We start from the raw sequence: 26,057 nt of genomic DNA on the forward strand, positions 1-26,057 counted from the left end.
CATGAGGCTAAAATGGTAGAGTAAACTCGCTACCTTAGCCAATAATGAATTGTGCAATCCTATTAGATAGCGGACCACTGGGGAAGTTTGTCCATCAAAGAAACACCTATCAAGAACAAATTTCTCTATTAAATAACTTTGCAAAAGCAGAAGGAATTAGCATCTTAGTCCCAGAAATTATTGAAATTGAATTAAAAGAAGAACTCTTAAAACGAGATTTCATTAAAAGCATTTCTAAACTGAATAAATTCAAACGACAAGATAGAATCATTCCCCTCAATGACAGCGATCGCAGTTTATCCATCGTCATAGAAGAAGACTTAAAATCGCAGGGTCAGCAATTCGCCTCAACCATCCCCAGTAATGACGGGATTTTAGTCGCACAAGCCATCAATCTTAAATTATCAGGTCAATACAAGCGGGTTATAATTCTCACAGAGAATACCAAAGATATTCTTACTTTGTCTAATAAGCAAATCACAGTTTGGGATTACTCCGAGGTTATTTCTAAACTAACTCACGACCTTGAGATTGATTTAGTAAACCTCGTTAATATCCTCCCTCCTAACTCCTAGCGAAAAACCAGTTTCTCATGTCAGAAGTCGGAAGTAAAGAACGGATCACCCAAAACCGCATCATCAAACTTTTCCAGCATCATCTCCATTACAATTATTTAGGAAACTGGAAAGACCGCAAAAACAACCGTAACCTCGAACCCGACTATCTCCATCCCTTCCTGAAACAACAAGGTTACAGCGACACCTTAATCAAAAAAGCGATCGCGCAATTCAATAAAACCGTCACCAACCAAAATCAAACCCTCTACGAACTCAACAAAACCGTCTATAGCAGTCTCCGTTATGGCGTAAAAATCAAACCCGAAATTGGCGCAAATACCGAAACCGTCTGGTTAATTGATTGGAATCACCCCGAAAACAATCACTTTGGAATTGCAGAAGAAGTCACCATCAAAGGAGAAAACAAAAAACGTCCCGATATTGTTCTCTACATCAACGGAATCGCATTAGGAATTTTAGAACTCAAACGCAGCACCGTCAGCGTCTCCGAAGGAATTCGTCAAAACCTAGACAATCAACAATCCCACTTTATCCAACCCTTCTTTGCCACAATACAACTCATTATGGCAGGAAATGATACCCAAGGACTACGTTACGGAACCATTGAAACCCCCGAAAAATATTATCTCACTTGGAAAGAAGACAGCGACATCGAAAACCCCCTAGAGCGTAGTTTATCCCAACTTTGTACAAAAGAGCGATTATTAGAAATCATCCACGACTTCATCGTCTTCGACAAAGGAAAGAAAAAACTCTGTCGCCATAACCAATACTTCGGCGTAAAAAACGCCCAAAATTATATTAAAAACCGAGAAGGGGGAATCATATGGCATACTCAAGGCAGTGGCAAAAGCCTAACCATGGTTTGGCTAGCCAAATGGATACGAGAATATAATCCCAACGCTCGTATTTTAATCGTGACAGATCGCGACGAACTCGACAAACAAGTCGAAAGCGTTTTCTCAGGAGTCGAAGAACAAATCACCAGCACCCAAAGCGGAAAAGACTTAATAAATAAACTCAATCAAACCACCCCCTCCCTGATGTGTTCACTGATTCATAAATTTGGACGCAATCAGAAAGCTGATTATGACAATTATATTGAAGAATTAAAAAGCAATCTTCCCCCAGACTTCCAAGCAAAAGGAGAGATTTACGTCTTTGTTGATGAATGTCATCGCACTCAATCAGGGAAACTCCACCAAGCCATGAAAGAAATTTTACCCCATACGTTATTCATTGGCTTTACAGGAACACCTCTCCTAAAAAAGGATAAACAAAAAAGCATCGAAGTCTTTGGAAAATACATCCACACCTATAAATTTGATGAAGCTGCTGGGGATAAAGTTGTATTAGATTTACGCTATGAAGCCCGTCAAGTGAATCAACAAATTACCTCCCCACATAAAATAGATCAATGGTTTGACATCCAAACGCAAGGCTTAACCGAACACGCTAAAACCGAACTCAAAAAACGCTGGGGAACAATGCAAAAACTCCTCAGTTCTAAATCCAGACTAGAAAAAATTGTCGCTGATATTATCTTCGATTTCGCCACAAAAGATCGTCTCAAAAGTGGACGCGGGAACGCCATGTTAGTCGCTGGAAGCATTTATGAAGCCTGTAAATATTATGAACTGTTTCAAAATCAAGGTTTTACCAAATGCGCCATTATTACTTCTTATGAACCTTCCGCCAAAGATATCAAAGGGGAAACCACAGGAGAAGATGAACGCACAGAAAAACTGAGACAATATGAAATCTATAATAGAATGCTGGGAGGAAAAGACCCTGCAAAATTTGAAGACGAGGTGAAAGAACAATTTGTGAAAAACCCCGCACAAATGAAGCTGTTAATTGTCGTAGATAAACTATTAACAGGCTTTGATGCGCCTTCAGCCACTTATCTTTATATTGATAAAACCATGCGAGATCATGGACTCTTCCAAGCCATTTGTCGCGTGAACCGTTTAGACGGAGAAGATAAAGAATATGGCTATATTATCGACTATCAAGACCTCTTTAAGAGTTTAGAAAAATCCATTACTGATTATACCAGCGAAGCCTTAGAAAACTTCGATCGCGCTGATATTAAAGACTTACTCAGCGATCGCCTTGAAACCGCAAAAGATCGTCTTAAAGAAATGCTAGAACAAATTAGGATTTTATGTGAACCCGTCGCACCCCCCAAAGACACCCCCGCCTATATCCGTTACTTTTGTGGTTCGCACGAACCCAACCAAGACCAGCTAAAAGCCAACGAACACAAACGCCATGATCTCTACAAATATACCGCCTCTCTAGTTCGTGCTTATGCCAATCTCGCCAACGACATGATAAAAGTTGGTTACACCCCCCAAGACGCATCCCAAATCAAAGCCAAAGTCAAACACTACGAACAAGCCCGTCAAGCCGTCAAACTCGCCAGTGGCGACTATATCGACCTCAAAAGCTACGAACCCGCCATGCGCCATTTAATTGATACCTACATCGGCGCAGAAGACAGCGCAAAAATTACCGCCCTCGATGACCTCACCCTAGTCCAATTAATCGTCCAACGGGGAAAAGAAGCCCTTGATTATCTTCCCCAAGGAATCAAAGAAAACCCCGAAGCCGTCGCTGAAACCATCGAAAACAACCTGAGAAAAATTATAACCGACGAACAACCCACCAACCCCAAATATTACGAACAAATGTCCGAACTTTTGGAACAATTAATCGAAGACAGAAAACAAGAAGCCCAAGACTACGAAACCTATCTGAAACAAATAACCGAACTCAGCAAACAAGTCATCCAACCGAATCAGTCTTCCAACTATCCAGCCCCATTAGACACCGCAGCCAAACGCGCCCTTTATGACAATTTAGACCAAGACGAAGCCCTTGCTTTAGCCATTGACCAAGCCATCAAAACCACAAAAAAAGACGGCTGGCGAGGGAATAGAATAAAAGAGCGTCAAGTCAGAAGAGCAATTAAACAACATATCGACAACGAAGACACCCTCAATCGAATCTTTGAACTAGCGAAAAAACAAAACGACTATTAAAATGCACCAAATTGAAATTGGCGACCTGACCATCAACGTCACCCGCAAAAAAATCAAAAACCTGCATTTAGCCGTTCATCCTCCCGACGGAGAAATTCGCATTTCCGCACCCTTACATCTTGATGATGAATCCGTGCGCTTGTTCGCCATTTCCCGACTCAATTGGATTAAGAAAAACCAAGCTAAAATTATCGCCCAACCCCGCCAGTCGCAACGGAAACTGGTGTCTGGAGAAAGCCATTATTTTCAAGGACAGCGTTATTTATTAAACGTTATCTATCGCGATCGCGCCCCCGAAGTTAAAATTAGAAATAAAACCTATATTGATCTGTACGTCAGGGAAGGAAGCAGCGAAGAAAAACGGCGAGAAATATTAAGAAACTGGTATCGCCAACACTTAAAAACCGAACTTCCCAAACTAATTGAGAAATGGGAAAAAATCATGGAAGTGGAAGTCAAAGATTGGGGAATCAAACGAATGAAAACCAAATGGGGAACCTGTAACATTCAAGCGCAACGCATCTGGTTAAACTTAGAACTTGCCAAAAAACCACCCTCCTGTTTAGAGTACGTGGTAGTCCATGAAATGACACATTTTTTTGAACGATATCATAACCAAAACTTTCGCAAATTAATGGATCAGTTTCTACCCAACTGGCGAAGCTGTCGCGAGGAATTAAATCAGACTCCCATTGAAACTGATTGTTAGAAAATTCTGTAATTACTTCAAATGTTGGTTATTCATTTAATGATAAGAATCCTTTTTACTCCAATCCCCAATTTCAAATTAATAGTGAAAAGATTAAGATTAATCAATAATATGAGTCAATAAACTTATTTTAGTGTCAAAATTTTCTAATTGGTTACTAGGATCGTTAGTAAAAGAACAACTGACGGCTCTCGCAATAAAGTTGTTAGTGTAAATTAATTTTTTCTTACTAGATATTGAATCTTTTACTTTCTCAGTCTTGCCGTAAAATATACCAACTTTCTCAACTAAGTGTTTAGTAATTCCAATTTGACCTTCATATTCTCCAAAGGATAGAAGCAAAGATTTGTCAAGTCCTCGCGATTGAGCCATATCTCTAAAATCCGTTTGACATTGACGGAAGTCTGCTTCTAGAACTAATGTGATAGGGATATTATTTTCTGCAAATCCCAGTTCTTCTGCATCAGGACTTTCTAGTAATTCTTTGACTGCGCGTTTTCTATGCTGTCCATCAGTAATTTCTAGTTTGACACTTTGATCAAGGATAGCTAAACAAATACCACGCCCTAAATCAATGATTTCTAGCTTTTCTGGGTTAACATTAGCAGTGAGAGTCCCTAGTATCCAAGGTTTATCTTGTTGAATTCTTTTGATAATGTAATCTTTAACTTCCTGAGCGTGTCCTTTAATTTCTGGGCGATTTTTACCCGAATCTGGATCATTATTACTGGATGGCTTTTCTTGAAGCAGGGTAGATATCTGATTGGCTGGAACGTTAATTTGGATCATGTCCCGCTTCCCTTGTTCAAAGCGCAGACCAATGTAACATTTTTTACGATGGTATTGAGCGAGCAAGGAACTGAGAACTTGATTTAATTGCTCTGTTGCTGAAGATAAGTGGGAATGACTATCAAACATCTTTATCTAATTTTGATCACTAGTTTTATATAATAGCAGTTAATTTAAAGCTGTGAAAGGAACTGAAACATTAAGAAGTAAAAAATATGGTTAATAACCAAAAATCAATTTTTCCACCACGTACTGCTGCTGAATTGGTAGAAGATGTTGAAATCCTAACTCAGGAGATTCAACAACTCTATCTTCTCGATGAAATACCTTGGGTTATTGGCTATAGTGGGGGTAAGGATTCAAGTACAGTTTTACAACTAATCTGGAATGCGATCGCTGCTCTACCAGTTGAAAAAAGACATAAAACAATTCACATCATTACTACTGATACTTTAGTTGAAAATCCTATCGTTTCTACTTGGGTTCGCAAGTCTTTAGAAAAACTAGATGAAACAGCTAAAATTAAAGACCTTCCTATTCAGCCTCATCTACTTCATCCCTCTATTCAACAAACTTTCTGGGTATGTTTAATTGGTAGAGGATACCCAGCACCTCGTCAAGGTTTCCGTTGGTGTACTGATCGAATGAAGATCCAACCAGTAAATCACTTTATCAGAGAAACGATAAGAGCTAGTGGAGAAGTTATTGTTGTTTTAGGAAGTCGTAAAACAGAAAGTATTACTCGTAGAAGAACAATCAATAAACATCAAGAGAAAAAAACACGGGAACATTTAACTCCTAATAGTCGCTTACCCAATTCTTTAATTTATTCTCCCATTGAAGATTGGCAAACTAATGAAGTCTGGATGTATTTAATGCAATGGGAAAATCCTTGGGGAGGCGATAATAAAGACTTACTTTCTATGTATCAAGGCGCAACTGCAGATAATGAATGTCCATTAGTGGTTGATACTTCTACGCCGAGTTGTGGTGACTCCCGCTTTGGCTGTTGGGTTTGCACAATGGTCAGTAAAGATAAATCAATGGAGGCAATGATTCAAAATGACGAAGAAAAAGAATGGATGCAACCGTTGTTAGATATTCGTAATGAATTAGATGTTGAAAATGATCATGATCGCCGAGATTTTCGCCGTATTTATGGCAAGGTTGAACTTTTTGAACGCAATACAGGGGATGGAGAAACCTCGATTAAACCAATACCTGGCCCTTATACTAAATATTGGCGAGAATATTGGTTAAGACGAGTTTTAGAAGCCCAAGTGGAAGTGCGAAAAAATGCCCCTTCAGGTATGGAAGATATTACTTTAATTCAAGCAGAAGAATTAAGTGAAATTCGTCGCATTTGGTTAGAAGAAAAACACGAATTTGATGATAGTCTTCCTCGCATTTATCAAGAAGTAACGGGTGAAACATTTCGAGACAACCGTTTAGGTGCAACCAATCATGTGTTAGGGAGTGATGAATGGGGTGTATTAGAAGAACTCTGTGAAGATGAAATGCACTTAGAATTGATGGCAAAACTGTTAGATACCGAACGCCAATATCATACAAAGTCCCGTCGTTCAGGAATTTATCAATCTTTAGAAAAATGCTTTGAAACCAGTTCCCGCAGTAAAGAAGAAGCCATTGAAAATGCACACTTGAAACGAGATTTGAAAACAGCAGTGGAGGAAAAAGATGCAGAAAAAGTAAAGCAGTTAACTTGGGCAAATATTAAGTTTTCTGGGCAAAATTCGGATCAATAATTCCCAAAAAGATTAGAATAGAAAGACTGTCGTCCTTATGTAGCAGTTCTAAATCATTCAAAAAAAGTTGACTAATCTCCCAAAATTCTGGGCTAGGGAAAAACGCAATCGACCATTGATTTAGGATTCCTATAGTCGTCATGTAAACACGATTTTCAAAGAACGTAGGTTGGGTTGAGGTGACGAAACCCAACCCTAGCAAGGGTCTAGTTTTTAAACAATCTGCAATTGATCTTTCTGTTACACCATTTTCAACAAGTAAAGTTACAGTAAATCCCCCCTTCGCCACCCTTATTAAGGGGGTTTGGGGGATCGGTATGTAGCGCCAGTTTATCAAAATGGTATTAATTGATTGAGAGAAAATGGTAGAATCTCGACGTTATCAGTACCAGCAATCTCGGTTAATTCTTTGCAGAAAAAGTGAAGCAACTCACTTGCGCAAATATTAAGTTTTCTGGGCAAAATTCGGATCAATAATTCTCACTTAGATTACAATAGAGGGATGTCGTTATTACTCTGAAACCTTTCTCGTGATCTTACGTGAACTCGTTCTCGAAAATTTTGGTCCCTATCGCGGTCGCCAAGTGGTTGATTTAACCCCCAATGCGGATGAGGAAGAAGTCCGCCCGATTATCTTATTTGGGGGAATGAATGGCGGTGGAAAAACAACCTTTATGGATGCAATTCGTCTCGCGTTTTATGGACAACGGGCGCAATGTTCCACACGAGGAAATCTGAGTTATAGTGACTTTTTATCCCAAGCAGTGAATCGTCATAGTGAGGATAAAACTCGCATTGAATTGGCGTTTGAAGAGATATTAGATAATCAGTTAGTTGTCTTTAGAATTACGCGCAGTTGGCAAAAGGGAGATAATAAGGATACGTTAAGTATTTTAGTGGATGATTGGCCCGATCGCGCTCTGACGAATACTTGGGATGAATATATCGAAAACTTACTCCCCTTAGGCATTTCTAATCTGTTTTTATTTGATGGGGAACAAGTGAAAGAACTCGCAGAATTAGACGTTCCCCCGCCACAAGTGAAAGAGGCAATTCAAGCGTTACTGGGATTAGAATTAGCGGAAAAGTTAGGGGAAGATTTAGAGGTTTTAGTCAATCGCAAGCGGAAACAACTGGCAAATCAAACGACGCTGAAAACTTTAGAAGAAATTGAAAGCAAACTGAATGAACAAAAGAAGGAATATAAGCAAGCAGAAGCCGAATTTCATCAGCTAGAAGCAGACCTTAAAAAAGCAAATGAAAATTATCGTCTTGCATCCGAAAACTTTATCTCAGAAGGGGGTAAAATTGCCTCTCAACAGTCGCAATTAGAACGAAAGATCAATGAACTCAAAAACGATGAAGCTAGAGAAAAAGATGCACTACGAGATTTAGCTGCGGATGTGTTACCGTTAGCTTTAATTACACCCTTATTAGAAGCAGCAAAAACACAGGGAGAAACAGAATTAGAGTATCAACAAGCCTTACTGACTCAAGATGTCATTAAACAGCGCGATCGCGCACTCCTTGATTATCTCCATCAACTGGCGATTTCTGCAACAGAAGTGGATAAAATTTCGGGCTTTCTCCAAGAACAAAATCAAGAGGTAGAAGCCAAACTCAACCCCGAAAGATCTCCTTATTTACGCCCCGATCAAGATACTATAAACCTCCTCAATACTGTCCTTGACTATCGCCTTCCCAACCAAGTGAAAGACCTTAAAATTAGGCAAGAGAAACTGCAAGAAATTACCTCAGAAATTGACAGCAGCGATCGCGAGTTAGCAAATGCAGCCTCTCCAGAAGCCTATCAAAAACTGCAAGATGCGGTAAAAGCAGCGCAAGAAAAACGCGCCAAAGCCCAACACGCTTGGGAAGCGGGAAAACGCCATCTCAATGCACTCGCAGATGAAATCAAAGCCACTCAAAAACAACTGGAAAGTTACAGTCAAGAAGCCATTGATCAACGCAATAACGAACATATTATTCAGTCCGCGGCAAAAGTACAAAAAACCCTCGAACAATTTAAAGAAAAACTCACCCTTAAGAAGCTAAATAAACTGGAAATTGAAGTCACTGAATGTTTCCGATATTTACTCCATAAATCCGATTTAGTCCATCGCGTCAGCATCGACAGCCAAACCTTTCGCCTTTCCCTGTTCGATCCAAACGGAAAACCCCTCCCCAAACATCGCCTCTCAGCAGGGGAAAAACAACTCCTCGCCATTGCATTCTTATGGGGGTTAGCGCGAGTGTCCCACCGTCAGCTTCCGATTGCGATTGATACTCCCTTAGGGCGTTTAGATTCGTCTCACCGTCATAATCTTGTGGAACGCTATTTTCCCAGCGCCTCTCATCAAGTGATTCTCTTCTCTACAGATACAGAAATCGGACAAGTGGAATATGAACAATTAAATGAACAAAGCGCGATCGCGCACCAATATCAACTCCACTATGACGAAGCCAACGGAGAAACCCAAGTGAAAACGGGGTATTTTGATTTTGCACAAAATTAGATTCATGATTGAGTTGCATCATGTGAATGGACTATCGACTAAATCAAAGATTGTAGTCGTAGCTTCTTTTAATCCTTTAACCAGACCAAAACCGCCATTCTCGGTTGAATCTAGGGACTTTTGCCATAGATCAACTGGAGATGATTTCTCTCTCCAGTCAAACTGTCGTACTAGCCAATCAAAGTGGAAGTCGTACAGGTACTTTCATGATAGCACAGTACTGGTCTCGCTAACTACCGACCAAATCGGAGATTGTGGTCGTAGGATGCGCGAGACCTTTGCTCAAAGATGCAGCTAAAAAGGCAATGCGATCGCGATAACGTCCCAAATCAATCCCCAGTAAACTACAGTTAAAATATTACCAGTGGGATGTTGCGTGCGACTTTCCGCCATCACCAAGGAAGCGCGACTGCAAATTTCCACACACTATCTTTTCCTTCCCAAAATACACAAAAACTGATTCCAATCAAATCATGACTGACCTCGGAAAAAAACGATTAGAAGCAGCATGGACCATTGCGGGTTATGCGACTGGTGGAGGAGCGGTTTCTATGGCTGCTACCCCAGGGGTGGAAGTTCCCAAACAAGTGCTTTTAGCGGTGTCGGATGTCTTAATGTACGGCACGATTTGGAAGATTTATTTTGAAGAAGATTTAACTCAAAAGGAATTATTAGAAATTCTGGCGGAGTTAGGGTTAGTGACGGTGACAGCCACGGGGGCTGCTTATTTAGTCGCCGAAGCCACCGCCGCGATCGCGCGGGAAATTTCAGATTGGCTGGGCCCTTCCGGTTGGGCCGTTTCGGCTGTGATTGCTGGGTCTCTCACCGCCAGTATTGGGGCATTATGGGCTTTGCACTGTGATCAACTCTATCAAGAGCGACAAGCCCAAGTGTCTCGTCATCAGTCTGAAGCTAGTCCTGCAAACAATCAACGCGATCCGTCATCTCCCAGGGTAAATCAAGATCACTCCGTCCAACATGACCATAGGCAGCCAGCTTCCTAAAAAAGCCATCTTCGGAAAGGGAGGGGCGCGATCGCAGCTGCAATTGTTTGATAATCCCCGCGAGGCGAAACTCAAAATGCTGTTCTAAACGGCGAGCAATTTCTTCTTCTGAAATCTTTCCTGTAGCAAACGTTTCCACTTGAATACTCACAGGACGAGATAATCCCAACGAATAACTTAACTGCACTTCACATTCTCGCGCCAGATTCGCTGCAACCACATTTTTGGCTGCATACCGAGCAGCATACGCCCCCACACGATCAATGCGGGTGGGATCTTTCCCACTGAGGGCTGCACCACTATGTTTAGCATATTCCCCATAAGTATCGATCGCGTTTTTTCGTCCCGTTAACCCCGCATGAACTTCAGGCCCCCCTGGACTGAGAAGCCCTTCTGGATTAATATAAATTCTAGTGTCTCGATCAGGTTGAATCGTTTGTTCTGCAAAGACGGGTTCAACAACAGTTTGGCGAATATCGTCTCGCAGTTGTTTCAAACTGGCAGCAGCAGGATCATTCTGACTGGCTAAAATTGTAATACTGTGAATGCGTTTCGGTTCGCGGTTTTGGTACTCCACCCCAACCAGCGTTTTACCATCAGGAGAAAGATAAGGGAGAATGTTTTGTAATTGAACTTCGTGCAGTCGTCGCGCCAGTTGATGGGCAAGCCAAATCGGTATTGGCATCAGGACTGGGGTTTGATCGCAAGCAAAACCGAAAACCGTTGCTTGATCGCGGGCGGTAATCTGTTCTATTTCCGCGTCAGACAGTTGTGACTCATCAAAGTTATTTTCGGGAGACATTTCGTCTAAACTACTGAGAATGGAACAGTTTTTGCCACTGAAGCTGGTGCGATGATACCCCACGCTGTCGATGACTTCTCGCGCAATGGTGGTGAAATCAATGCTGAGATCCGCATCAAACCGAGCAGCCAGAAACAAGATGGCAGCGGAAACAGCCGACTCGACGATCGCGCGGGATTTAGGATTTTGTTGCAAGCAGCGATCGAGAATCGCATCACTAATTTGGTCACAGAGTTTATCAGGATGACCCGCAGTGACGGACTCGGAGGTGAACATAAAGTCTTTTTTCATTGTGCCTCCTGAAGTTCAATGGTTTTGGTGGCTTCATTTACGGCTAAGGAAAGGAGAGCGCACCCCGCAATCACAGCCGTATCAATGGGATCTAACGGTCCTAAGCGCAATAATTGTCTAAGGGGAGGAACAAACAGGGGTAACAGTTGTAAGGCGAGAGATCCCAACACCGCAGCATCCAGATACGGATTATCAGGACGAGGTTCTCCGCCCAATAAGGAAGGCTGGGTGGAACGGGCATTTAAAGCATTGAGAATCTGCGCGATCGTTAATCCCATAAAGAGCACCGTGCTGGCGCGAGATCCAGGGCCATGTCGGGTTAACGCATAGCCGTAAGCCCCAAGGGCGCTAATGGAGAGAACCGCTGATTCTAAGACAATCCGTTCATAGTCAGCTTGGGAGAGAATCGGTTCATCCGGATCGCGCGGAGGTTGGTTGAGAATATTGGATTCAGGGGTTTCTAAAGCCAATCCTAAGCTGGGGAAGACATCGGTAACGAGGTTTAGCCATAATAATTGCATGGTGTTCAACGGTTCAGAAAACCCTGCTGCTGTCCCCACAATCATCACCGCCAGTTCGCTGAGATTGGTAGCGAGAAGAAAATGTAAGGATTTGCGGATATTGCTATAAATGGCGCGTCCTTGCGCGATCGCTGCGATCGTGGTTTCCAAGGCATTATCTTCTAAAATGACATCTGCTGTTTCTCGGGCTGCATCTGCACCGCCTTTCCCCATCGCAATCCCGACATTAGCAGCTTTCAAAGCGGGACTATCATTAATTCCATCTCCCGTCATGGCGACAATTTTTCCCGCAGCTTGTAGGCTTTGCACAATATTCAGTTTATCGGCGGGACTAACCCGCGCAAAGACATCCACTTTATTGGCAAGGGCTTCTAGTTTTTCAGGATTCAATTCTCCTAATGCAGAAGAGTCCAAAATCTCTAAACGACCATCCCGTCCAATATGTAATTCCCGCGCGATCGCGTAAGCCGTGGGCCCTTGATCTCCCGTTATCATTACCGTATCAATCCCCGCTTCATGGAAACGCGCAATGACATCGGTTACCCCTTCCCGAATCGGATCCGCCATTCCCGCTAAGCCTAACCAAATTAAATCTTCTTCCATCTCCGTTTCTGAGATGCTGTCTTCTGCCATACGGTAAGCAAACCCTAGCACCCGCAGGGCTTTTCCCGCCATCTGTTCATTGGCATTTTGTAGCGTGCGTTTTTCTTGCGGAGTAAGGGGCGTAATTTCTCCATCGCGCGATCGATAGTGACAACGTTGGATAATTTCATGGGGGTTTCCTTTCACAGCAATTAAAACCTTGCCATTGCCAAAACGGTGCAGGGTACTCATTAACTCATGATTCGCCGATCGCGCATTCAGTTTTAACAAAGGGAATTTTTCTCGCAAGGAAATCGGATCAACCCCTGCATCAATCGCAATTTGCACCAGGGCGTTTTCGGTAGCGGAACCGCTCAAATCATAGCTATCGCCAGCAGGAGTCACCTCGGTTTCACTGCACAATACCCCCACCTGTAATAATCCAACCACTTCTTGATGGTCTAACGGGTCAATTTTACGGTCTCCCCACCACCAACAGCGATCTTCAGCAAATTTTACTTCATTCATCCCCACTCGCACGTCTTTCACCACCATCTGGTTACAAGTGAGGGTTCCTGTTTTATCAAGGCAAATCGTTTGTAGTGATCCGAGAGACTCCACCGCATCAATCCCCCGAATGAGAACCCCTTGACGACGGGCTTCTTGAATCCCTAAAGCCAAAATTGTGGTCGCGATCGCGGGTAAGCCTTCGGGAACAGACGCAACCGCCAGAGAAATGGCACTTTTGAGCATCGTTAGCCAACCTTGTCCCCGTAATACCCCAATTCCAAACTCTAAAGCGCAAACCACCGATCCAATTAAAACCAGTTGTCCCCCCACTTCGTCTAGTTGTCGTTGTAAGGGGGTTTCTGGAACAATGGCTTCCCCCGCCATGGCTTGGATTTTACCAATTTCAGTTTGATTTCCCGTTGCGATAATGACCGCCTTTCCTTGTCCTCCGGTGACTAATGTTCCCCGATACACCATGTTTTTTCGTTCTGCCAGGGGAACATCTTGACGGTCTAGGGAAGTCGCAATTTTAGTCACAGGGAGACTTTCGCCAGTAAGAGGAGACTCATCAATTTGTAAGTTATCGGTTTCGATTAAACGAGAATCCGCAGCCACGCGATCGCCCGTTCGCAAGACTAACAGATCCCCCACGACCCCCTCTCCCGCATCAATGGTTTCTTCCTGACCATTGCGAATGACCAGCGCGATCGGTTTCCCTTGACTTTTGAGAGATTGAATAATGCGTTCTGACTGACTTTCGGTAACGTAGCCAATGACGGCGTTCAATCCGACGACTCCAGCAATGGTTAAAGCATCAGCAACTCCTCCCGTCACTAAAGAAATGCCCGCAGCCACCCCTAACAGAGCCACAGGCAGCGAGTTAAACTGTTCGAGGATGATTTCGAGGTCGGGACGAGCTTGGGCTTCAGCAAAGGTATTTGAGCCATATTGTTGAGCATTTTGCGCGATCGCGCTGTCACATAAGCCCTCGGTTGGAGAGGTTCCAAACTCCTGTAAAATTCTGTCTATCTCTAAAAAATGCCAATCCTTGGTTTGAGAAGAAGACGTTTGTTGTTTTGGCGCGGGAGTTGCAGCAGAAACGTTTTCTCCCGAGTGATAACTTGCAACCGTGTTTTCAACGAGCGTTTTAATCTCAGAAGCGGGATAAGTCGGATCGAACTGAATCAATAAATTACCCGTTAAAGAATTCGCTTTAACCTCCTGAACTCCAGTTTGCTGGCTTAAGGCTTGCTGAAGATAATCCGCTAAGGCTTGGGAACGATATAATCCCTCTACTTTATAGCGGATTCTGCCTTTGACACGATGTATTGCGGAAGTGCTGACCAATTTTGCTAAGAGTGATCGGTTGCTAATTGAACCACAGAGACACAGAGAACTCAGAGAATTGAAACACTTGGACTATGAGAACTGTTATCCAATATAGCCTTTTTAATCTGGGGAGTCTCGAACCTGAGTTACAGAATTACCGTTATCGTGATGTTCTCTGGTCGCGGTTGAATTTTCCTTTGACATCAAAGGCTGATGATCATGAAGTTTAATAAAACTATCAAAAGCATACCAAGCCAGGACATACCAAGGAACATCATCAAATTGAAATCCTTTAAGAATGAGTTGTCGGAGGGCTAAGGCAGCGAATAAGATCGACAGCAGCGATCGCGCATCAATTGTCCCCTGTGTTGCTTTCCTTAAACTGGTATCTAACTCCGACATCCCTTTAATCATCATTTGTGCAAAGACGGAGTTTTCTTGATTGGAGAGTGCTGGCGTGTTTTCTCCTTCTTCAGCCAACTCTGCTTCCACTTCGGCGCGGAGATCTTCGATCGCTTCCTCGAGTTGGGCTAACGCTTCTTTCCCTCGCTCTTGGAGGGCAATGACCGCTTTTAGGAATGCACGCACTGCCGGTTGTTCGACATTTTCCGCACTCACCCTCAGCACTGGGGCAAAAAAAAGGGTCGCCATTTCTTCAAACGTGCTGGTCGCTTCCGATTCGGGTTGGCGTATCATTGCATTAATCTTTAAACCTTTAATGTTAACAAGCTCAGCCTTTTCTTCTCACTCACTGGACAAGTGAATGAGCAATTCTTGCGCCTAAGTCAATTTTAACAACACTGCACCATTTCTTAACTCCAAAATTCATCAACATCCACCTCTGTTATTTCTTGCTTCACCTCTTGAAAATAGCGACTAGAAGTGACCATGTTTAAATCTTTTTGACGCTTTTGTTGATCAATTTCAATCTTGAGATCTTGAAATTGTTGCTCAAATTTATTTTTCTCTTGACGACGTTGATCGGGCAACTTGAAAATAAAAGCAACCTTATCTTCTTTCCCAAACGCAATCAAATCACCCGAGGAAATATCTTGAGACTCTCCTTCTTTGACTAAGATATTGTTGACATAAGTCCCATTGGAACTTCCCAAATCTTCAATGTAGTATTGTTCTCCCACCACTGTGATCCGAGCGTGCTTCCGAGAAACAACTGCTGCATTGGTAACATCGGATAAATCAATATCAGGGGTATTGTTAGGACTAGTTTTCCCAAGGGTAATGGTGAGTTGATTTTCCGGAATTTTCAGCGGGCGACCGCTCTGCAAATGTAGTAAATAGGGAACCGTTTCCGGTAACGTCACTGTTTCTTCTGGAGGAAAATTGATTTCAGGAGGTAAAATTGAGGTTTTGGGATCTTCTGGAGCAGATGCTTGCAGGTTTTCTGACTTTTGACCCAACTTCAGATACTGTTTGAGAGCCTTCCAAGGATTTTTCATTGCCAACCATCTACATCATCACTGCCATTAATCCATTCCTGCAAGTCTTGCTTCGGGGAAGCCACATTGAAGGGATGAAGTCCAAAATCATCAGATAACTCTTGGCAAACTTTCACGCCACGGAAACTATTGCCTTTGGAATCTAGGGGGGGTGAGAACGTACCAATTCCCATCTTATCGGGGGCAATGGCTGCAATGCCACCACCAACGCCGCTTTTAGCTGGCATTCCCACTCGGTACGCCCACTCTCCCGAGCCGTCATACATACCGCAGGTTAGCATCACACTAATTACATCTTGCACATAATGTTCATCCAGTGCTCGCTGTCCCGTGATCGGGTTAACTCCGCCATTAGCTAAGGTTGCCGATAGCATCGCTAAATCGCGAGCATTCACCTGAATAGAACATTGTTGAAAGTAAAGGTCTAAAGTTTCATCAATTTTTTCGCTGACCATGCCAAAATTAAGCATCAGGTAAGCCATGGCACGATTGCGATGACCGGTTGATTTCTCTGATAAAAACACCGCAACATCAATGTCATGATCGCGCCCCGTATAACGCTTAAACATTTCCAAAACTCGTTTTAAGCGTTCAGTTCCATCTTTGCCTTTCACTAAATCAGTTGTAGCAATTGCCCCGGCGTTGACCATGGGATTATAAGGGCGGTTCGTCTCTTCATCCAAAACAATGGAATTAAACGCTTCTCCCGTCGGTTCAACACCAATCTTACTATTCACATACTCCCGCCCATAATCTTCTAATGCTAAACCATAGATAAACGCTTTTGAGATCGACTGAATGGTAAATAATTCATTACAGTCTCCGACTTCAAAACGTTGCCCTTGCGTGGTGAGCACACAAATACCAAATGATTCAGGATTGGCGATTGCCAACTCTGGGATATAGTCAGCGACTTTTCCTTCATTAAAGGAACGATATTTCTCATAAAGGTCATTGAGATAGTTCCGAAAGGGTGAAGTAACGGCGCTAATGGAGTTAGCAAGCGACTTAATATCTCCAGTTTTGTTTTGTGACATTTTAGCTATACCTCCGCGATGCGCTGCGCAACTTTACGAAATTCTTGACTAACGGGATGTTCGGGATACTTGCTGTAAAATACCCCTTCACTGGCCAGTTCTACGAGATCCTCTGAAAGCGGAAACACACCCACCACTGATTCTTGATAGGTGGCTTCGACTTTTTGAACAACGAGATCAGGATCAATTCGACTGTGGACTTTATTAATGGCGAGTAGCATTTTGCGGACATTTAATTCCCGCGCCACATCAACGGTTACTGCTGTACCTTGGTAATCTTGTTTATCGGGTCGTAAAATGAGAATCACCAGATGGGAGAGAGAAATCGATAGAAAGGTTTCCTTTGATAATCCAGGATGGGTATCAATAAATAAGTAGTCCAGTTGATAAGATTTTACGAATTGACGTAAGCCATCATTCATTAACTTGACATCGTAGCCTTGCTGTAAAATGCGGGCAATGTCATCTGGTTTGATGCTGGATGGAATCAAAAATAACTGTCCGCTTCCCTCCTTGCCAACAGAAGCACTAACGTTATAAGTCACATCTTCAATGGGGCTTTCACCCCAAAGATAATTATTGAGGGTGGCGTGAGTCTGTTCGGGTTCTAAGCCCAATAGGCTATGAATGCCCGGAGAGGGAATATCTGTATCGACCACGCCAACTCGGTTACCGCGTAAGGCCATGGCAGTGGCTAAATTTGCCGTGAAATTAGATTTACCTGTTCCCCCCCGATAGGAGTGGATTGCAATTACTTTTGGCATACCGAATTTATGGTTTTTAATAGGCAGAATTTATGGATGATCGAGCACGACAAAACCAGAGCCAGATTAAGCTCTAAGGTGTCAAATATCCCAACAGTTGGTGCATTGGAAAATCGAGGGAAATTTGATTAATAATGATTTGATCGCGATAATTACTTAAAAATAATTTTCTTTAATTAAATATAACTGATCATAAAAATATTCAACTGTATTTTTTGATACAAAATAGTAGGAACGCTCAGGTTGTACTCTTTCCCAAGACAATCGTAGAGAGAGATCAAAGGTACAAAAAAATGTAAATCTAAGCCGTTACTGACGACTTAGATTTGAGGATTGGGAATTAATTAGACAGAGGCTTGAGAGTTAGTCGCGATAGACTTCATCAACCAAAGCGCGATCGCGATCAAAGAGTTGGATCTGTAAGGGCATTTGACCAACAGCATGAGTGGAACAACTTAAGCAAGGGTCAAAGGCACGAATCCCAGCTTCAACGCGATTGAGCATTCCCTCGGCGATTTCATTGCCATTGATATAATGTTGGGCAATTTGCGTGATGGTTCGATTCATGGCGAGGTTATTTTGTCCCGTGGCAATGATCAGGTTCACTTTTTCAATCAGACCATTTTCATTGACGTTGTAATGGTGAAAGAGGGTTCCCCGGGGGGCTTCACTGACACCAATGCCTTCTAAGGAATTAATCCCCGCTTCTGCACGCACCCGAGGCGACATTAAGTCGGGATCATACATGAACTGTTCAATCCGGTCGATCGCGCCTAAAATTTCCACTAACCGCGCATAGTGATAGAAGAAAGAAGAGGTGGCCACTCTTGCCCCAGCGCGATCGCGCAATTCTTGTAATTCTCGATCCGCAGCCTCTGTGCCAAACCGTTCACAGATATTCACCCGCGCTAAAGGACCGACGCGATACATCCCATCAGGATATCCCATGGGTTTATAGTAGGGGAATTTGAGGTAAGACCAAGGCTCAACCGCTTCTCCGATAAAATCAGCGTAATTGTCCTCATGTAAGCCATCAGCGACAATATTGCCTTCGCTATCCATAAAGCGAATCTGACCGCCATAATGTTCCCAAGTGCCATCAGGGGCGACTAACCCCATAAACAGAGAGGGAAATTTGCCAAAAACATCGGCTTCGGTGGAAAACTGGTCTAAGAGTTTCTTAAATAACGCCAGTGCTTGCTCTGTGGTTTGTCGGGCTTCAGGAAGACGCTCTAAAATCCAATTGCGTCCCTCTTCCGATAAGGGAGTCCGCACACCACCAGGAACCGCCCATGCAGCGTGAATTTTCCGTGCGCCTAAAATCTCAATAATTTTTTGTCCAAATTGCCGTAAGCGAATACCCGCCCGCGCTAGTTCGGGATCAGACTGGATTAAACCAAACACATTCCGCGATTGCGGGTCACTGTCAAAGCCCAAGAGAAAGTCAGGGCTGCTGAGATGGAAGAAACTCAGGGCGTGAGACTGGGTAATCTGTCCGAGGTTCATCAACCGTCGTAATTTTTCTCCTGCTGGAGGAACTTGGACTGCAAGAATTTTATCGCCTGTTTTTGCCGAAGCGAGGAGGTGACTCACGGGACAAATGCCACAAATGCGGGCGGTAATTCCTGCCATTTCAAACATCGGGCGACCTTCGCAGAATTTCTCAAACCCGCGAAATTCGACCACATGAAACTGGGCATTATCCACCTTTCCCTCGTCATTGAGATAGACAGAGATTTTGGCGTGACCTTCGATGCGAGTGACGGGATCAATTGTTACTGTTTTTGCCATTATTTTTCTCCTAATCTCAACCAAATTTGAGCATTTCTCGTCCAGTCATGTCTGGATTTTTTGCCTCTAGCAACGGCGCGATCGCGCTTTGAATCCGTTCTGCTGAAGGGGGACAACCGGGTAAATAAAGATCCACATTGACCACCTCATGCACAGGACGCACTTCATCTAATAATTCGGGGACAATCCCAGGGGCGTGGGGAAGTTGTCGCGAATCGTCTCCCAATTCCAAGTAACAGCGTTTGAGGGTGCCATCCGTTTGCCCTTGTAAGTTCCGCATGGCGGGAACATTTGCCGTTACTGCACAATCCCCAAAGGACACCAAAAGTTTTGTTTTCTTGCGGACTTCTTGAATGAGTTCGAGGTTGTCCTCATTCGCAACCGCCCCTTCCACTAAACAGACATCCACATTTTCAGGATACTCTTTATAATCCGATCCCACCGGGGAATAGACGATATCCACGTGCTGGGCGAGTTCAATGAGCCATTCATCCAAATCTAAAAACGACATATGACAACCCGAACATCCCGCAAGCCAGATCGTTGCAAACTTTATCTTGTCCATTCTTTTTTCTCCCGTGCTGTCACTAAAAATTCTAACTTGGCGCGATCGCGCTCCATTTCGGCGACGGTTACCCCTTTCCGGAAAATCGCCCCAGTGGGACAAGCATCGACACACTTTCCGCAAGCGGTACAAGCATCCACGTCTCCCCAAGGCTGACTTAAGCCTGTCACCACTTTACAGGTTTCCCCTCGTTCGGCAACATCCCAAACGTGCGCCCCTTCAATTTCATCGCAAACGCGCACACACCGGGTACATAACACACAACGGTTGCGATCTATGCCAAAGCGTTCATGAGAGACATCCACATCGCGATCGCTGGGGAAACGATAGCTAAAGCGGGTATGATCCATTCCCACCTCAACGGCTAAATCTTGCAACTCACAGTTCTCATTTGCCACACAAATCGCACAAACATGATTCCCCTCCGCAAAGAGCATTTCCACCACCATCTTCCGATATTCTTGCAAACGGGGGGTGTTGGTGTGGACTTTCATCTCTTCACTCACTTCCGTTACACAAGCTGGAAGCAATTTATTAATCCCTTCTATTTCCACCAAACAGAGGCGACACGCGCCCACATCGGAAACCCCTTCTAGGTGGCATAATACTGGAATCCGAATTCCCGCTTCTTGCGAAGCCTGTAAAATTGTTGATCCAGCCTCCACAGCCACATCAACATCATCAATTGTCAGCGTTGTTACTGCCATTCTTTGTTCTCCTCTCCAGACTGACTTTATACTTTACTCATCACCGGCTGTAGCAGGTCTTGATACTCAGACTCAAAATAGCGTAAGGTACTCAAGACGGGATTCGGCGATGTTTGCCCCAAACCGCACAAACTGGTTGCTTTTACCATGTCGCAGAGTTCTTGCAGTTTCGCCAAATCAGCGTCCGTAGCTTGTTCCGCGAGTATTTTTTTGAGCAGATCGTACATTTGTACGGTTCCCGCCCGACAAGGAATGCACTTGCCACAACTTTCTTCTTGACAGAATTCCATGTAATACTTGGCAACCCCAACCATACTGGTGTCTTGATCCATGACCACCATGCCACCAGATCCCATCATAGAACCCACGGCGGACAGCGATTCGTAATCGACAGAAATATTGAGTTGATCCGCAGGGATACAGCCTCCAGAAGGACCCCCCGTTTGCACGGCTTTCACTTGACCGCCATTGGGAACCCCTCCGCCCATTTCTTCGACAATTTCTCGCAGGGTAATGCCCATGGGCACTTCAATTAAACCGTTATAAACCACGTTTCCTGTTAGAGAGAAAATCTTGGTGCCTTTACTCTTCTCCGTCCCGATGCTTGCATACCAGTCCGATCCTTTGGTGATAATGGGGGCAATATTACCCAGGGTTTCCACATTATTAATCAAGGTAGGTTTACCATATAGACCCACGACAGCCGGATAAGGAGGACGGGGGCGAGGGGTACCGCGTCCGCCTGAAACCGAAGCAATGAGAGCCGTTTCTTCCCCACAAACAAATGCACCCGCCCCAACGCGGATTTCTACGGAGAAGTTAATAGCAGACCCGAAAATTTGCGAACCGAGGACATTATTGCGTTTGGCTTGCTTAATCGCTTTTTCTAGGCGAGAAATGGCTAACGGATACTCTGCGCGAACATAAATAAAACCGTGGTCTGCTCCCACAGCATAGCCCGCGATCGCCATTCCTTCTAAAATTCGATGGGGATCACTCTCCAAAACACTCCGATCCATAAACGCCCCGGGGTCGCCTTCATCCGCGTTACAAATCACATACTTTTGTCCAGGAGGCATTTTTGCCACCGTTGACCATTTCAGCCCAGTGGGGAAACCCGCCCCACCGCGACCCCGCAGCCCAGAGCGCGTAATTTCTTGCACTACCTCTTCGGGGGACATTTCAAAGAGGCTCTTGTATAAGCCCTGATAGCCCCCAATGGCGAGATACTCGTCAATGCTTTCTGGATCGATTTGACCACTATGTTCTCGGACAATTTGCACTTGATGGCTGAAGAAGGGATGATTGGGATTCCCTGGCGCTGCGGTGACCTCTTCCCCCTGTAGCCCTTTAATAATGGATGGGGCTTGTTCGGGAGTCACTTTTTCGTAAAGTTTATACTGGTCAGGGTCTTGACTATTTTCCACTTCCACAATCGGCCCCTGACCGCAAAAGCCCATACAACCGACGCTCACCACTTGCACATCATCTAAGTGGGCTTCTTTAACGGCTTTTTGCATTGCTTTGTGGACGGCGAGGGAACTGGAAGCCTGACAGCCTGTGGAGGTACAACAATAGACACGGGTGGTTTTTCTTTTTTGTCGTGCTTCCTCTGCCCAGTTGTTAAATTCTGCCCATTCCATATTATTTCTCCTCTTGCCATTCGTGTAACTTTTTGCTGACACTCTCGGTGTCTTGCTGCCCAGCAACTGTCCCATCAAAAACGATCGCGGGGGCAATGCCACAAGCCCCGATACAACGAGCGGTTACTAAAGAGACTTGACCATCTTCGGTGGTTTCTCCGGCAGTGATTTTGAATTCTTTTTCGAGATTGGATAAGATTTTGTCGCTGCCTTTGACATAACAAGCGGTTCCCATACAAACCACACAAGTATGAGCGCCACCAGGCTTCAGCATGAAAAGATGGTAGAATGTGGCGACACCATAAACCCGACTCAAGGGGAGTTTTAAGTGCTTAGCAACATAGGCGAGGACATCTTCCTCTAAATAACCAAATGCTTCTTGTGCTTTGTGTAAGACTTCGATTAACGCATCTTGGCGATATTGCGCCCGTTTCATGGTCACATCCAAGACGCGAAACCGTTTATCTTTTTCTTTGGGAGCTTGCTCCGTTTGAGTTGTCTTTGTTGCAGTTGTCATGATAAAATGGAAAGCAGCTTTATGCTATTTACACGCTTGCCACAGGAAAAACTGCTGCCACACCACACCTGTAGCCAGCGCGATCGCGTGCCTGCTTTAATAATTGTTGAGATGGTTGAAGTTTTGCTTTCAGGTTGATCCGCTAAACTCCTATTTACTATTAGAAAATAAGCACGGCTAAAATAGTTCCGTGCGAAGTAAATCTTAATAGGTCTTATTAATCATTGACATTTTCGCCAACCCTAAGGAATGACGATTGTTTCGTTAGTTAGACATTTTTGACTTCTCCTCGCTCTAAAGAGACGAGGATTCTAAGAGGTGGCTTCGCAACGGGACGGGGCTTTCAGGGTGCTGAAATGAATTCAGCACACAGCCCCTCTTAAAAACCTCGTTGCTCCGCTCTTTCTCTTAGAGTTCCAGATGTACAGTCTGGATGGCAGAGTCAAAGCTGCCCTACTGACCTTGACTAGGACTAATCCTAGCTGTATCTCTACTTTTCGGAGGATGTTAGCTGCTGCGTTTGCATCGGCATTTACAATTCTTCCTTTTGAATCTTGATAGCAACCTCTCTTTACTCGCTTTCCTGACGGTTGCCACCTTTCGGGTTTCTCGCCGAATGTCGGTAGCAAATCACGATCTAGAAAAGAGGCTTTTGAGGTATAAGACTCTTCAGTTTCTACAAACTCAATTCCATTTTCCTCTGCTAATTGTTGAATCTGATTCTTTAACTTAGCTGTGGGAATCTGGACAAAGTTTTGATTATTTTTGTGTCCTATATTGATCCCTTGACGCTGACCTTTATTCCAACCGAAAACGATGATCCCTATATCTTTATTAAGACAATAGTTAATCACCATCTTCGCTGCCTTGTTTACAGCATCTCGAACTTGGCGGTTTCGTTTTTCGGTGATTCTAGCTAACTCAAAGTCCCAATAACCTTGAGGTTTTCCCTTTTTAAGAGAAGACACTCGGCGGTTATAGTTCTGATTTAGAGATTTAAGTTTTCTCCCATCAATGATGAAAGACTCTCCAATGGTGGAAACACAAGTTAACCAGTTATCCAAGCCTGGATCAACCCCTAGTGCTTCGGTAGAATTAACTGTAGTTTTGACTTCAGGTCTTTCATACACCCATTCCACATAAAACTCTCGGTTTCTAGGAATAATTCTTAACTCTTTAATGCTCTCCCATTCTAGATTAGAAGGGAAAGGAACAAAAAACTCTGATCGACCAAACCACGCTTTAATTGTTTTTCCTAGCGGGATTCTGATTTGACCATCTTTTAACTTCAGAGCTTGTTTTGGATAGGAAGCAACCGCCATTCCTCCTTTACCCTTATAGTTGGGGAGTTTAGGATGATTACTAATTTCTCCTTTGAAAAAGGCTTTTCTCAAACCCTTATAGGACTTAAAAGATTCTGCGACGCTTCTAAGAATCTGTTGAGCGCATTGAGAGTAGAGGGCTTTGAAGTTAACTTGTTGTTTTAGGACTTCTTCTGGTTCATATTTTCCAATGATCCGACCTTCATTAAAGAAAGTTTGACGGGCATAATAGATTCCACAATTTGTTAGATTATTAGCCGTATAGCAAATATGTTCTAATATGGGAATGACCTCAGAGCTTGGTTTAATTCGATTTTGCTGGCATCTGTACATGGTAGATCATTTAATCGGTTAGAATTATTATAGCATAAATTAATCCAATGGGTGACAATGCAAAAACAAAGACTGAGTATGCGAGTAGAAGTCTCTAGAATCGAAAAGCTACGACTATACGCAAGATATAAAAGAAAAACAATGACTCAGCTAGTAGAGGACTGGATTGATACTTTAGAAATGCCGAATTACAAGGACACAGAAGGCTAAAGCCTTTAAGTGTCATTCATCCCTCGATTTCAAATCGAGGGCTTTCTGGCTGAGTTACTGTAATTTCTCAATTTTACGGGCTTCAGTGCTGTATTCTGTCAGTTCGTTTTCTGCTGTCCAGATCAATTTTTCCGCTTTTTGATTCATCTTGTTATGAGTTAGAAAATAATTCCTATTATCCCATTTGACTCTGTGGTTAATTTTTAAATCATCAATGATCGAATCTGATCCGCCAAGTTTTCACTTGCGGTATCACCCGTGATCAGTTCAATTTGTTCGGAGTGAGTTGCGCCTAATCCTAGTTCTGTTGCTCTTTGAATTTGTTCTAACTTCCAGATTGACCCTTCAGAGACTTGTTGAGTTGTCCCAAAAGACCGTAAGAGGGCTAATCCGACCACATCTACAGCAACGCGATCGCGCCCCGCAATCATCACATTTGCAGCCACTTTTTGACCATTGGCGGGTCCCCCATTGACAAAGGCTTCCACGCCATCCATCAGCACCAGGTCGGGTTGATAAGCTGCGTTAACTTCCGCAATCATTTTGCGCTGGTGGGGAGAGGAATGTAAGTCTCCCATATAGTTAAAATTGTCCCCTGGCACATATTTTGCCACCATCCCAATGCTGTTTTTCAGGGAGAGGGTAAAGTGTCCGCCGAAGCGATGGGTTTTCAGACAGCAGGTATTGATGACAGCATCTGCATCTAAAATGGGACGCGCGATCGCGAAACCTTGTTTCCAATGGGTCCCTTCTTTGTCAAAATATTGCCATTGTTCGGCAGGCATTTCATCAAAAACAATCGTTTCTAGCCCCCGTTTTTCCGCGAGTTCAAACACACCTTTTCGTTGCATGGCTTCCCGAGTTGTTGCCATTCCTGAGCGATCCCCGATTGTAATCTGTCCCGCTTGTGTCTTTTCAATTTCGGTAGTCAGACTATCGAGTAAATCTGTATCAGTGGCTGCAGGTGCAGGATCGCCTGTGTTGTAGTTGGGTTTGATAAATACGGTTTTATCGGTAAAGCCTTCGGGTTGTAATAAGTCGAGGAGTTTGGGGACTGCAGAAGCGCGATCGTCTGTTTTGAGGATCGCGACGCGAGAAACCTGATCAGAAGGTGGATTCCCTTTGAGCTTCATTGTAGAAGAAGCAGAGGTTTGGGAGTTGCCAGATTGAGCCAAGCTACAAGCAGAGGGGAAAACAGCAGCCCCTGTTGCTAACCCTAATAAACGTAAGATTTGACGGCGTTTGTAGTTGAAATAGGACATGGTTA

At 43.8% G+C, this 26,057-nt stretch carries 21 protein-coding genes; 6 read left to right on the forward strand and 15 right to left on the reverse strand.

The genetic code is table 11. The annotated features are described in order from the left end of the window. Nucleotides 1–44 precede the first annotated feature (44 nt). Genes PCC7418_RS14910 through PCC7418_RS14920 form a run of 3 tightly spaced genes read left to right on the forward strand, consistent with a single transcriptional unit; the run spans nucleotide 45 to nucleotide 4,334 of the window. Nucleotides 45–575: a hypothetical protein gene (locus PCC7418_RS14910; protein WP_015227016.1), complete on the forward strand. Its 531-nt coding sequence runs from the start codon at nucleotides 45–47 to the stop codon at nucleotides 573–575. A gap of 17 nt (nucleotides 576–592) precedes the next feature. Next, nucleotides 593–3,625 carry a type I restriction endonuclease subunit R gene (locus PCC7418_RS14915; RefSeq protein WP_015227017.1) on the forward strand — a complete coding sequence of 1,011 codons (3,033 nt, stop codon included), beginning with the start codon at nucleotides 593–595 and terminating at the stop codon, nucleotides 3,623–3,625. Nucleotide 3,626: 1 nt separating this feature from the next. Beyond that, nucleotides 3,627–4,334 carry a M48 family metallopeptidase gene (locus PCC7418_RS14920; protein ID WP_015227018.1) on the forward strand — a complete coding sequence of 236 codons (708 nt, stop codon included), beginning with the start codon at nucleotides 3,627–3,629 and terminating at the stop codon, nucleotides 4,332–4,334. Nucleotides 4,335–4,433: 99 nt separating this feature from the next. Here the strand turns inward: PCC7418_RS14920 and PCC7418_RS14925 are convergent, their stop codons facing one another. Then, complete coding sequence (locus PCC7418_RS14925; protein WP_015227019.1) at nucleotides 4,434–5,252, reverse strand: DNA sulfur modification protein DndB; 819 nt, start codon at nucleotides 5,250–5,252, stop codon at nucleotides 4,434–4,436. An 86-nt stretch (nucleotides 5,253–5,338) separates the two neighbouring features. Between PCC7418_RS14925 and dndC the strand changes: the two genes are divergently transcribed. Both dndC and dndD read left to right on the forward strand, forming a co-directional pair. Continuing rightward, the gene (dndC, locus tag PCC7418_RS14930) at nucleotides 5,339–6,889 is read left to right on the forward strand and encodes a DNA phosphorothioation system sulfurtransferase DndC (RefSeq protein ID WP_015227020.1); all 1,551 of its coding nucleotides are present in this window, start codon (nucleotides 5,339–5,341) and stop codon (nucleotides 6,887–6,889) included. A gap of 530 nt (nucleotides 6,890–7,419) precedes the next feature. Further along, nucleotides 7,420–9,405: a DNA sulfur modification protein DndD gene (dndD, locus tag PCC7418_RS14935; protein ID WP_015227021.1), complete on the forward strand. Its 1,986-nt coding sequence runs from the start codon at nucleotides 7,420–7,422 to the stop codon at nucleotides 9,403–9,405. 294 nt (nucleotides 9,406–9,699) lie between these two features. On the opposite strand, the gene PCC7418_RS21175 is transcribed toward dndD, so the two are convergent. After that, complete coding sequence (locus PCC7418_RS21175; RefSeq protein ID WP_255348263.1) at nucleotides 9,700–9,828, reverse strand: hypothetical protein; 129 nt, start codon at nucleotides 9,826–9,828, stop codon at nucleotides 9,700–9,702. Between the two features lie 50 nt (nucleotides 9,829–9,878). Between PCC7418_RS21175 and PCC7418_RS14940 the strand changes: the two genes are divergently transcribed. Continuing rightward, nucleotides 9,879–10,409 (forward strand): hypothetical protein, encoded by a 531-nt coding sequence (locus tag PCC7418_RS14940; protein ID WP_015227022.1) that lies wholly within the window; start codon nucleotides 9,879–9,881, stop codon nucleotides 10,407–10,409. Here PCC7418_RS14940 and metK read toward each other — a convergent pair. The 13 genes from metK to PCC7418_RS15005 form a co-directional block, all read right to left on the reverse strand. Continuing rightward, the gene (gene metK, locus PCC7418_RS14945) at nucleotides 10,318–11,502 is read right to left on the reverse strand and encodes a methionine adenosyltransferase (RefSeq protein WP_015227023.1); all 1,185 of its coding nucleotides are present in this window, start codon (nucleotides 11,500–11,502) and stop codon (nucleotides 10,318–10,320) included. The genes PCC7418_RS14940 and metK overlap by 92 nt on opposite strands. Next, nucleotides 11,499–14,462 (reverse strand): HAD-IC family P-type ATPase, encoded by a 2,964-nt coding sequence (locus tag PCC7418_RS14950; RefSeq protein ID WP_015227024.1) that lies wholly within the window; start codon nucleotides 14,460–14,462, stop codon nucleotides 11,499–11,501. The genes metK and PCC7418_RS14950 overlap by 4 nt, the downstream gene beginning before the upstream one ends. A gap of 102 nt (nucleotides 14,463–14,564) precedes the next feature. Beyond that, a complete protein-coding gene (locus tag PCC7418_RS14955; protein WP_015227025.1) occupies nucleotides 14,565–15,140 on the reverse strand; it encodes a DUF5132 domain-containing protein in 576 nt (191 codons plus the stop codon). Nucleotides 15,141–15,256: 116 nt separating this feature from the next. Continuing rightward, entirely contained in the window at nucleotides 15,257–15,901 is a 645-nt protein-coding gene (locus PCC7418_RS19535) for an FHA domain-containing protein (protein WP_015227026.1), read from the reverse strand. Further along, nucleotides 15,898–16,938: a glutaminase A gene (gene glsA / locus PCC7418_RS14965; protein ID WP_015227027.1), complete on the reverse strand. Its 1,041-nt coding sequence runs from the start codon at nucleotides 16,936–16,938 to the stop codon at nucleotides 15,898–15,900. Before glsA ends, PCC7418_RS19535 begins: the two co-directional genes overlap by 4 nt. 5 nt (nucleotides 16,939–16,943) lie before the next feature. Further along, on the reverse strand, nucleotides 16,944–17,702 hold the full coding sequence (locus PCC7418_RS14970) for a MinD/ParA family protein (RefSeq protein ID WP_015227028.1): 759 nt from the start codon (nucleotides 17,700–17,702) through the stop codon (nucleotides 16,944–16,946). Between the two features lie 363 nt (nucleotides 17,703–18,065). Then, on the reverse strand, nucleotides 18,066–19,493 hold the full coding sequence (locus PCC7418_RS14975) for a Ni/Fe hydrogenase subunit alpha (protein ID WP_015227029.1): 1,428 nt from the start codon (nucleotides 19,491–19,493) through the stop codon (nucleotides 18,066–18,068). A 16-nt stretch (nucleotides 19,494–19,509) separates the two neighbouring features. Then, complete coding sequence (locus tag PCC7418_RS14980; RefSeq protein ID WP_015227030.1) at nucleotides 19,510–20,058, reverse strand: NAD(P)-dependent nickel-iron dehydrogenase subunit HoxY; 549 nt, start codon at nucleotides 20,056–20,058, stop codon at nucleotides 19,510–19,512. Further along, nucleotides 20,046–20,765 (reverse strand): bidirectional hydrogenase complex protein HoxU, encoded by a 720-nt coding sequence (gene hoxU / locus PCC7418_RS14985; protein WP_015227031.1) that lies wholly within the window; start codon nucleotides 20,763–20,765, stop codon nucleotides 20,046–20,048. Before hoxU ends, PCC7418_RS14980 begins: the two co-directional genes overlap by 13 nt. A gap of 26 nt (nucleotides 20,766–20,791) precedes the next feature. After that, nucleotides 20,792–22,408, reverse strand: a complete 1,617-nt coding sequence (locus PCC7418_RS14990) for a NuoF family protein (RefSeq protein WP_015227032.1) — start codon at nucleotides 22,406–22,408, stop codon at nucleotides 20,792–20,794. A gap of 1 nt (nucleotide 22,409) precedes the next feature. Next, complete coding sequence (gene hoxE / locus PCC7418_RS14995) at nucleotides 22,410–22,925, reverse strand: bidirectional hydrogenase complex protein HoxE (protein WP_015227033.1); 516 nt, start codon at nucleotides 22,923–22,925, stop codon at nucleotides 22,410–22,412. A gap of 362 nt (nucleotides 22,926–23,287) precedes the next feature. Next, complete coding sequence (locus PCC7418_RS15000; RefSeq protein ID WP_015227034.1) at nucleotides 23,288–24,580, reverse strand: RNA-guided endonuclease TnpB family protein; 1,293 nt, start codon at nucleotides 24,578–24,580, stop codon at nucleotides 23,288–23,290. Between the two features lie 413 nt (nucleotides 24,581–24,993). Then, nucleotides 24,994–26,052, reverse strand: coding sequence for a DUF362 domain-containing protein (locus PCC7418_RS15005; protein ID WP_015227037.1), 1,059 nt, complete (start codon nucleotides 26,050–26,052; stop codon nucleotides 24,994–24,996). Between the last annotated feature and the right edge of the window lie 5 nt (nucleotides 26,053–26,057).

Source organism: Halothece sp. PCC 7418 (genome assembly GCF_000317635.1).
Classification (GTDB): domain Bacteria; phylum Cyanobacteriota; class Cyanobacteriia; order Cyanobacteriales; family Rubidibacteraceae; genus Halothece.

What these genes read in the sequence shown, in the direction of transcription:
- PCC7418_RS14910 (WP_015227016.1), top strand. Translation starts at nt 45, where the DNA reads ATGAATTGTGCAATCCTATTAGATAGCGGACCACTGGGGAAGTTTGTC.
- PCC7418_RS14915 (WP_015227017.1), top strand. Translation starts at nt 593, where the DNA reads ATGTCAGAAGTCGGAAGTAAAGAACGGATCACCCAAAACCGCATCATC.
- PCC7418_RS14920 (WP_015227018.1), top strand. Translation starts at nt 3,627, where the DNA reads ATGCACCAAATTGAAATTGGCGACCTGACCATCAACGTCACCCGCAAA.
- PCC7418_RS14925 (WP_015227019.1), bottom strand. Translation starts at nt 5,252, where the DNA reads ATGTTTGATAGTCATTCCCACTTATCTTCAGCAACAGAGCAATTAAAT.
- dndC (WP_015227020.1), top strand. Translation starts at nt 5,339, where the DNA reads ATGGTTAATAACCAAAAATCAATTTTTCCACCACGTACTGCTGCTGAA.
- PCC7418_RS14940 (WP_015227022.1), top strand. Translation starts at nt 9,879, where the DNA reads ATGACTGACCTCGGAAAAAAACGATTAGAAGCAGCATGGACCATTGCG.
- metK (WP_015227023.1), bottom strand. Translation starts at nt 11,502, where the DNA reads ATGAAAAAAGACTTTATGTTCACCTCCGAGTCCGTCACTGCGGGTCAT.
- PCC7418_RS14955 (WP_015227025.1), bottom strand. Translation starts at nt 15,140, where the DNA reads ATGATACGCCAACCCGAATCGGAAGCGACCAGCACGTTTGAAGAAATG.
- PCC7418_RS19535 (WP_015227026.1), bottom strand. Translation starts at nt 15,901, where the DNA reads ATGAAAAATCCTTGGAAGGCTCTCAAACAGTATCTGAAGTTGGGTCAA.
- glsA (WP_015227027.1), bottom strand. Translation starts at nt 16,938, where the DNA reads ATGTCACAAAACAAAACTGGAGATATTAAGTCGCTTGCTAACTCCATT.
- PCC7418_RS14970 (WP_015227028.1), bottom strand. Translation starts at nt 17,702, where the DNA reads ATGCCAAAAGTAATTGCAATCCACTCCTATCGGGGGGGAACAGGTAAA.
- PCC7418_RS14975 (WP_015227029.1), bottom strand. Translation starts at nt 19,493, where the DNA reads ATGGCAAAAACAGTAACAATTGATCCCGTCACTCGCATCGAAGGTCAC.
- PCC7418_RS14980 (WP_015227030.1), bottom strand. Translation starts at nt 20,058, where the DNA reads ATGGACAAGATAAAGTTTGCAACGATCTGGCTTGCGGGATGTTCGGGT.
- hoxU (WP_015227031.1), bottom strand. Translation starts at nt 20,765, where the DNA reads ATGGCAGTAACAACGCTGACAATTGATGATGTTGATGTGGCTGTGGAG.
- PCC7418_RS14990 (WP_015227032.1), bottom strand. Translation starts at nt 22,408, where the DNA reads ATGGAATGGGCAGAATTTAACAACTGGGCAGAGGAAGCACGACAAAAA.
- hoxE (WP_015227033.1), bottom strand. Translation starts at nt 22,925, where the DNA reads ATGACAACTGCAACAAAGACAACTCAAACGGAGCAAGCTCCCAAAGAA.
- PCC7418_RS15000 (WP_015227034.1), bottom strand. Translation starts at nt 24,580, where the DNA reads ATGTACAGATGCCAGCAAAATCGAATTAAACCAAGCTCTGAGGTCATT.
- PCC7418_RS15005 (WP_015227037.1), bottom strand. Translation starts at nt 26,052, where the DNA reads ATGTCCTATTTCAACTACAAACGCCGTCAAATCTTACGTTTATTAGGG.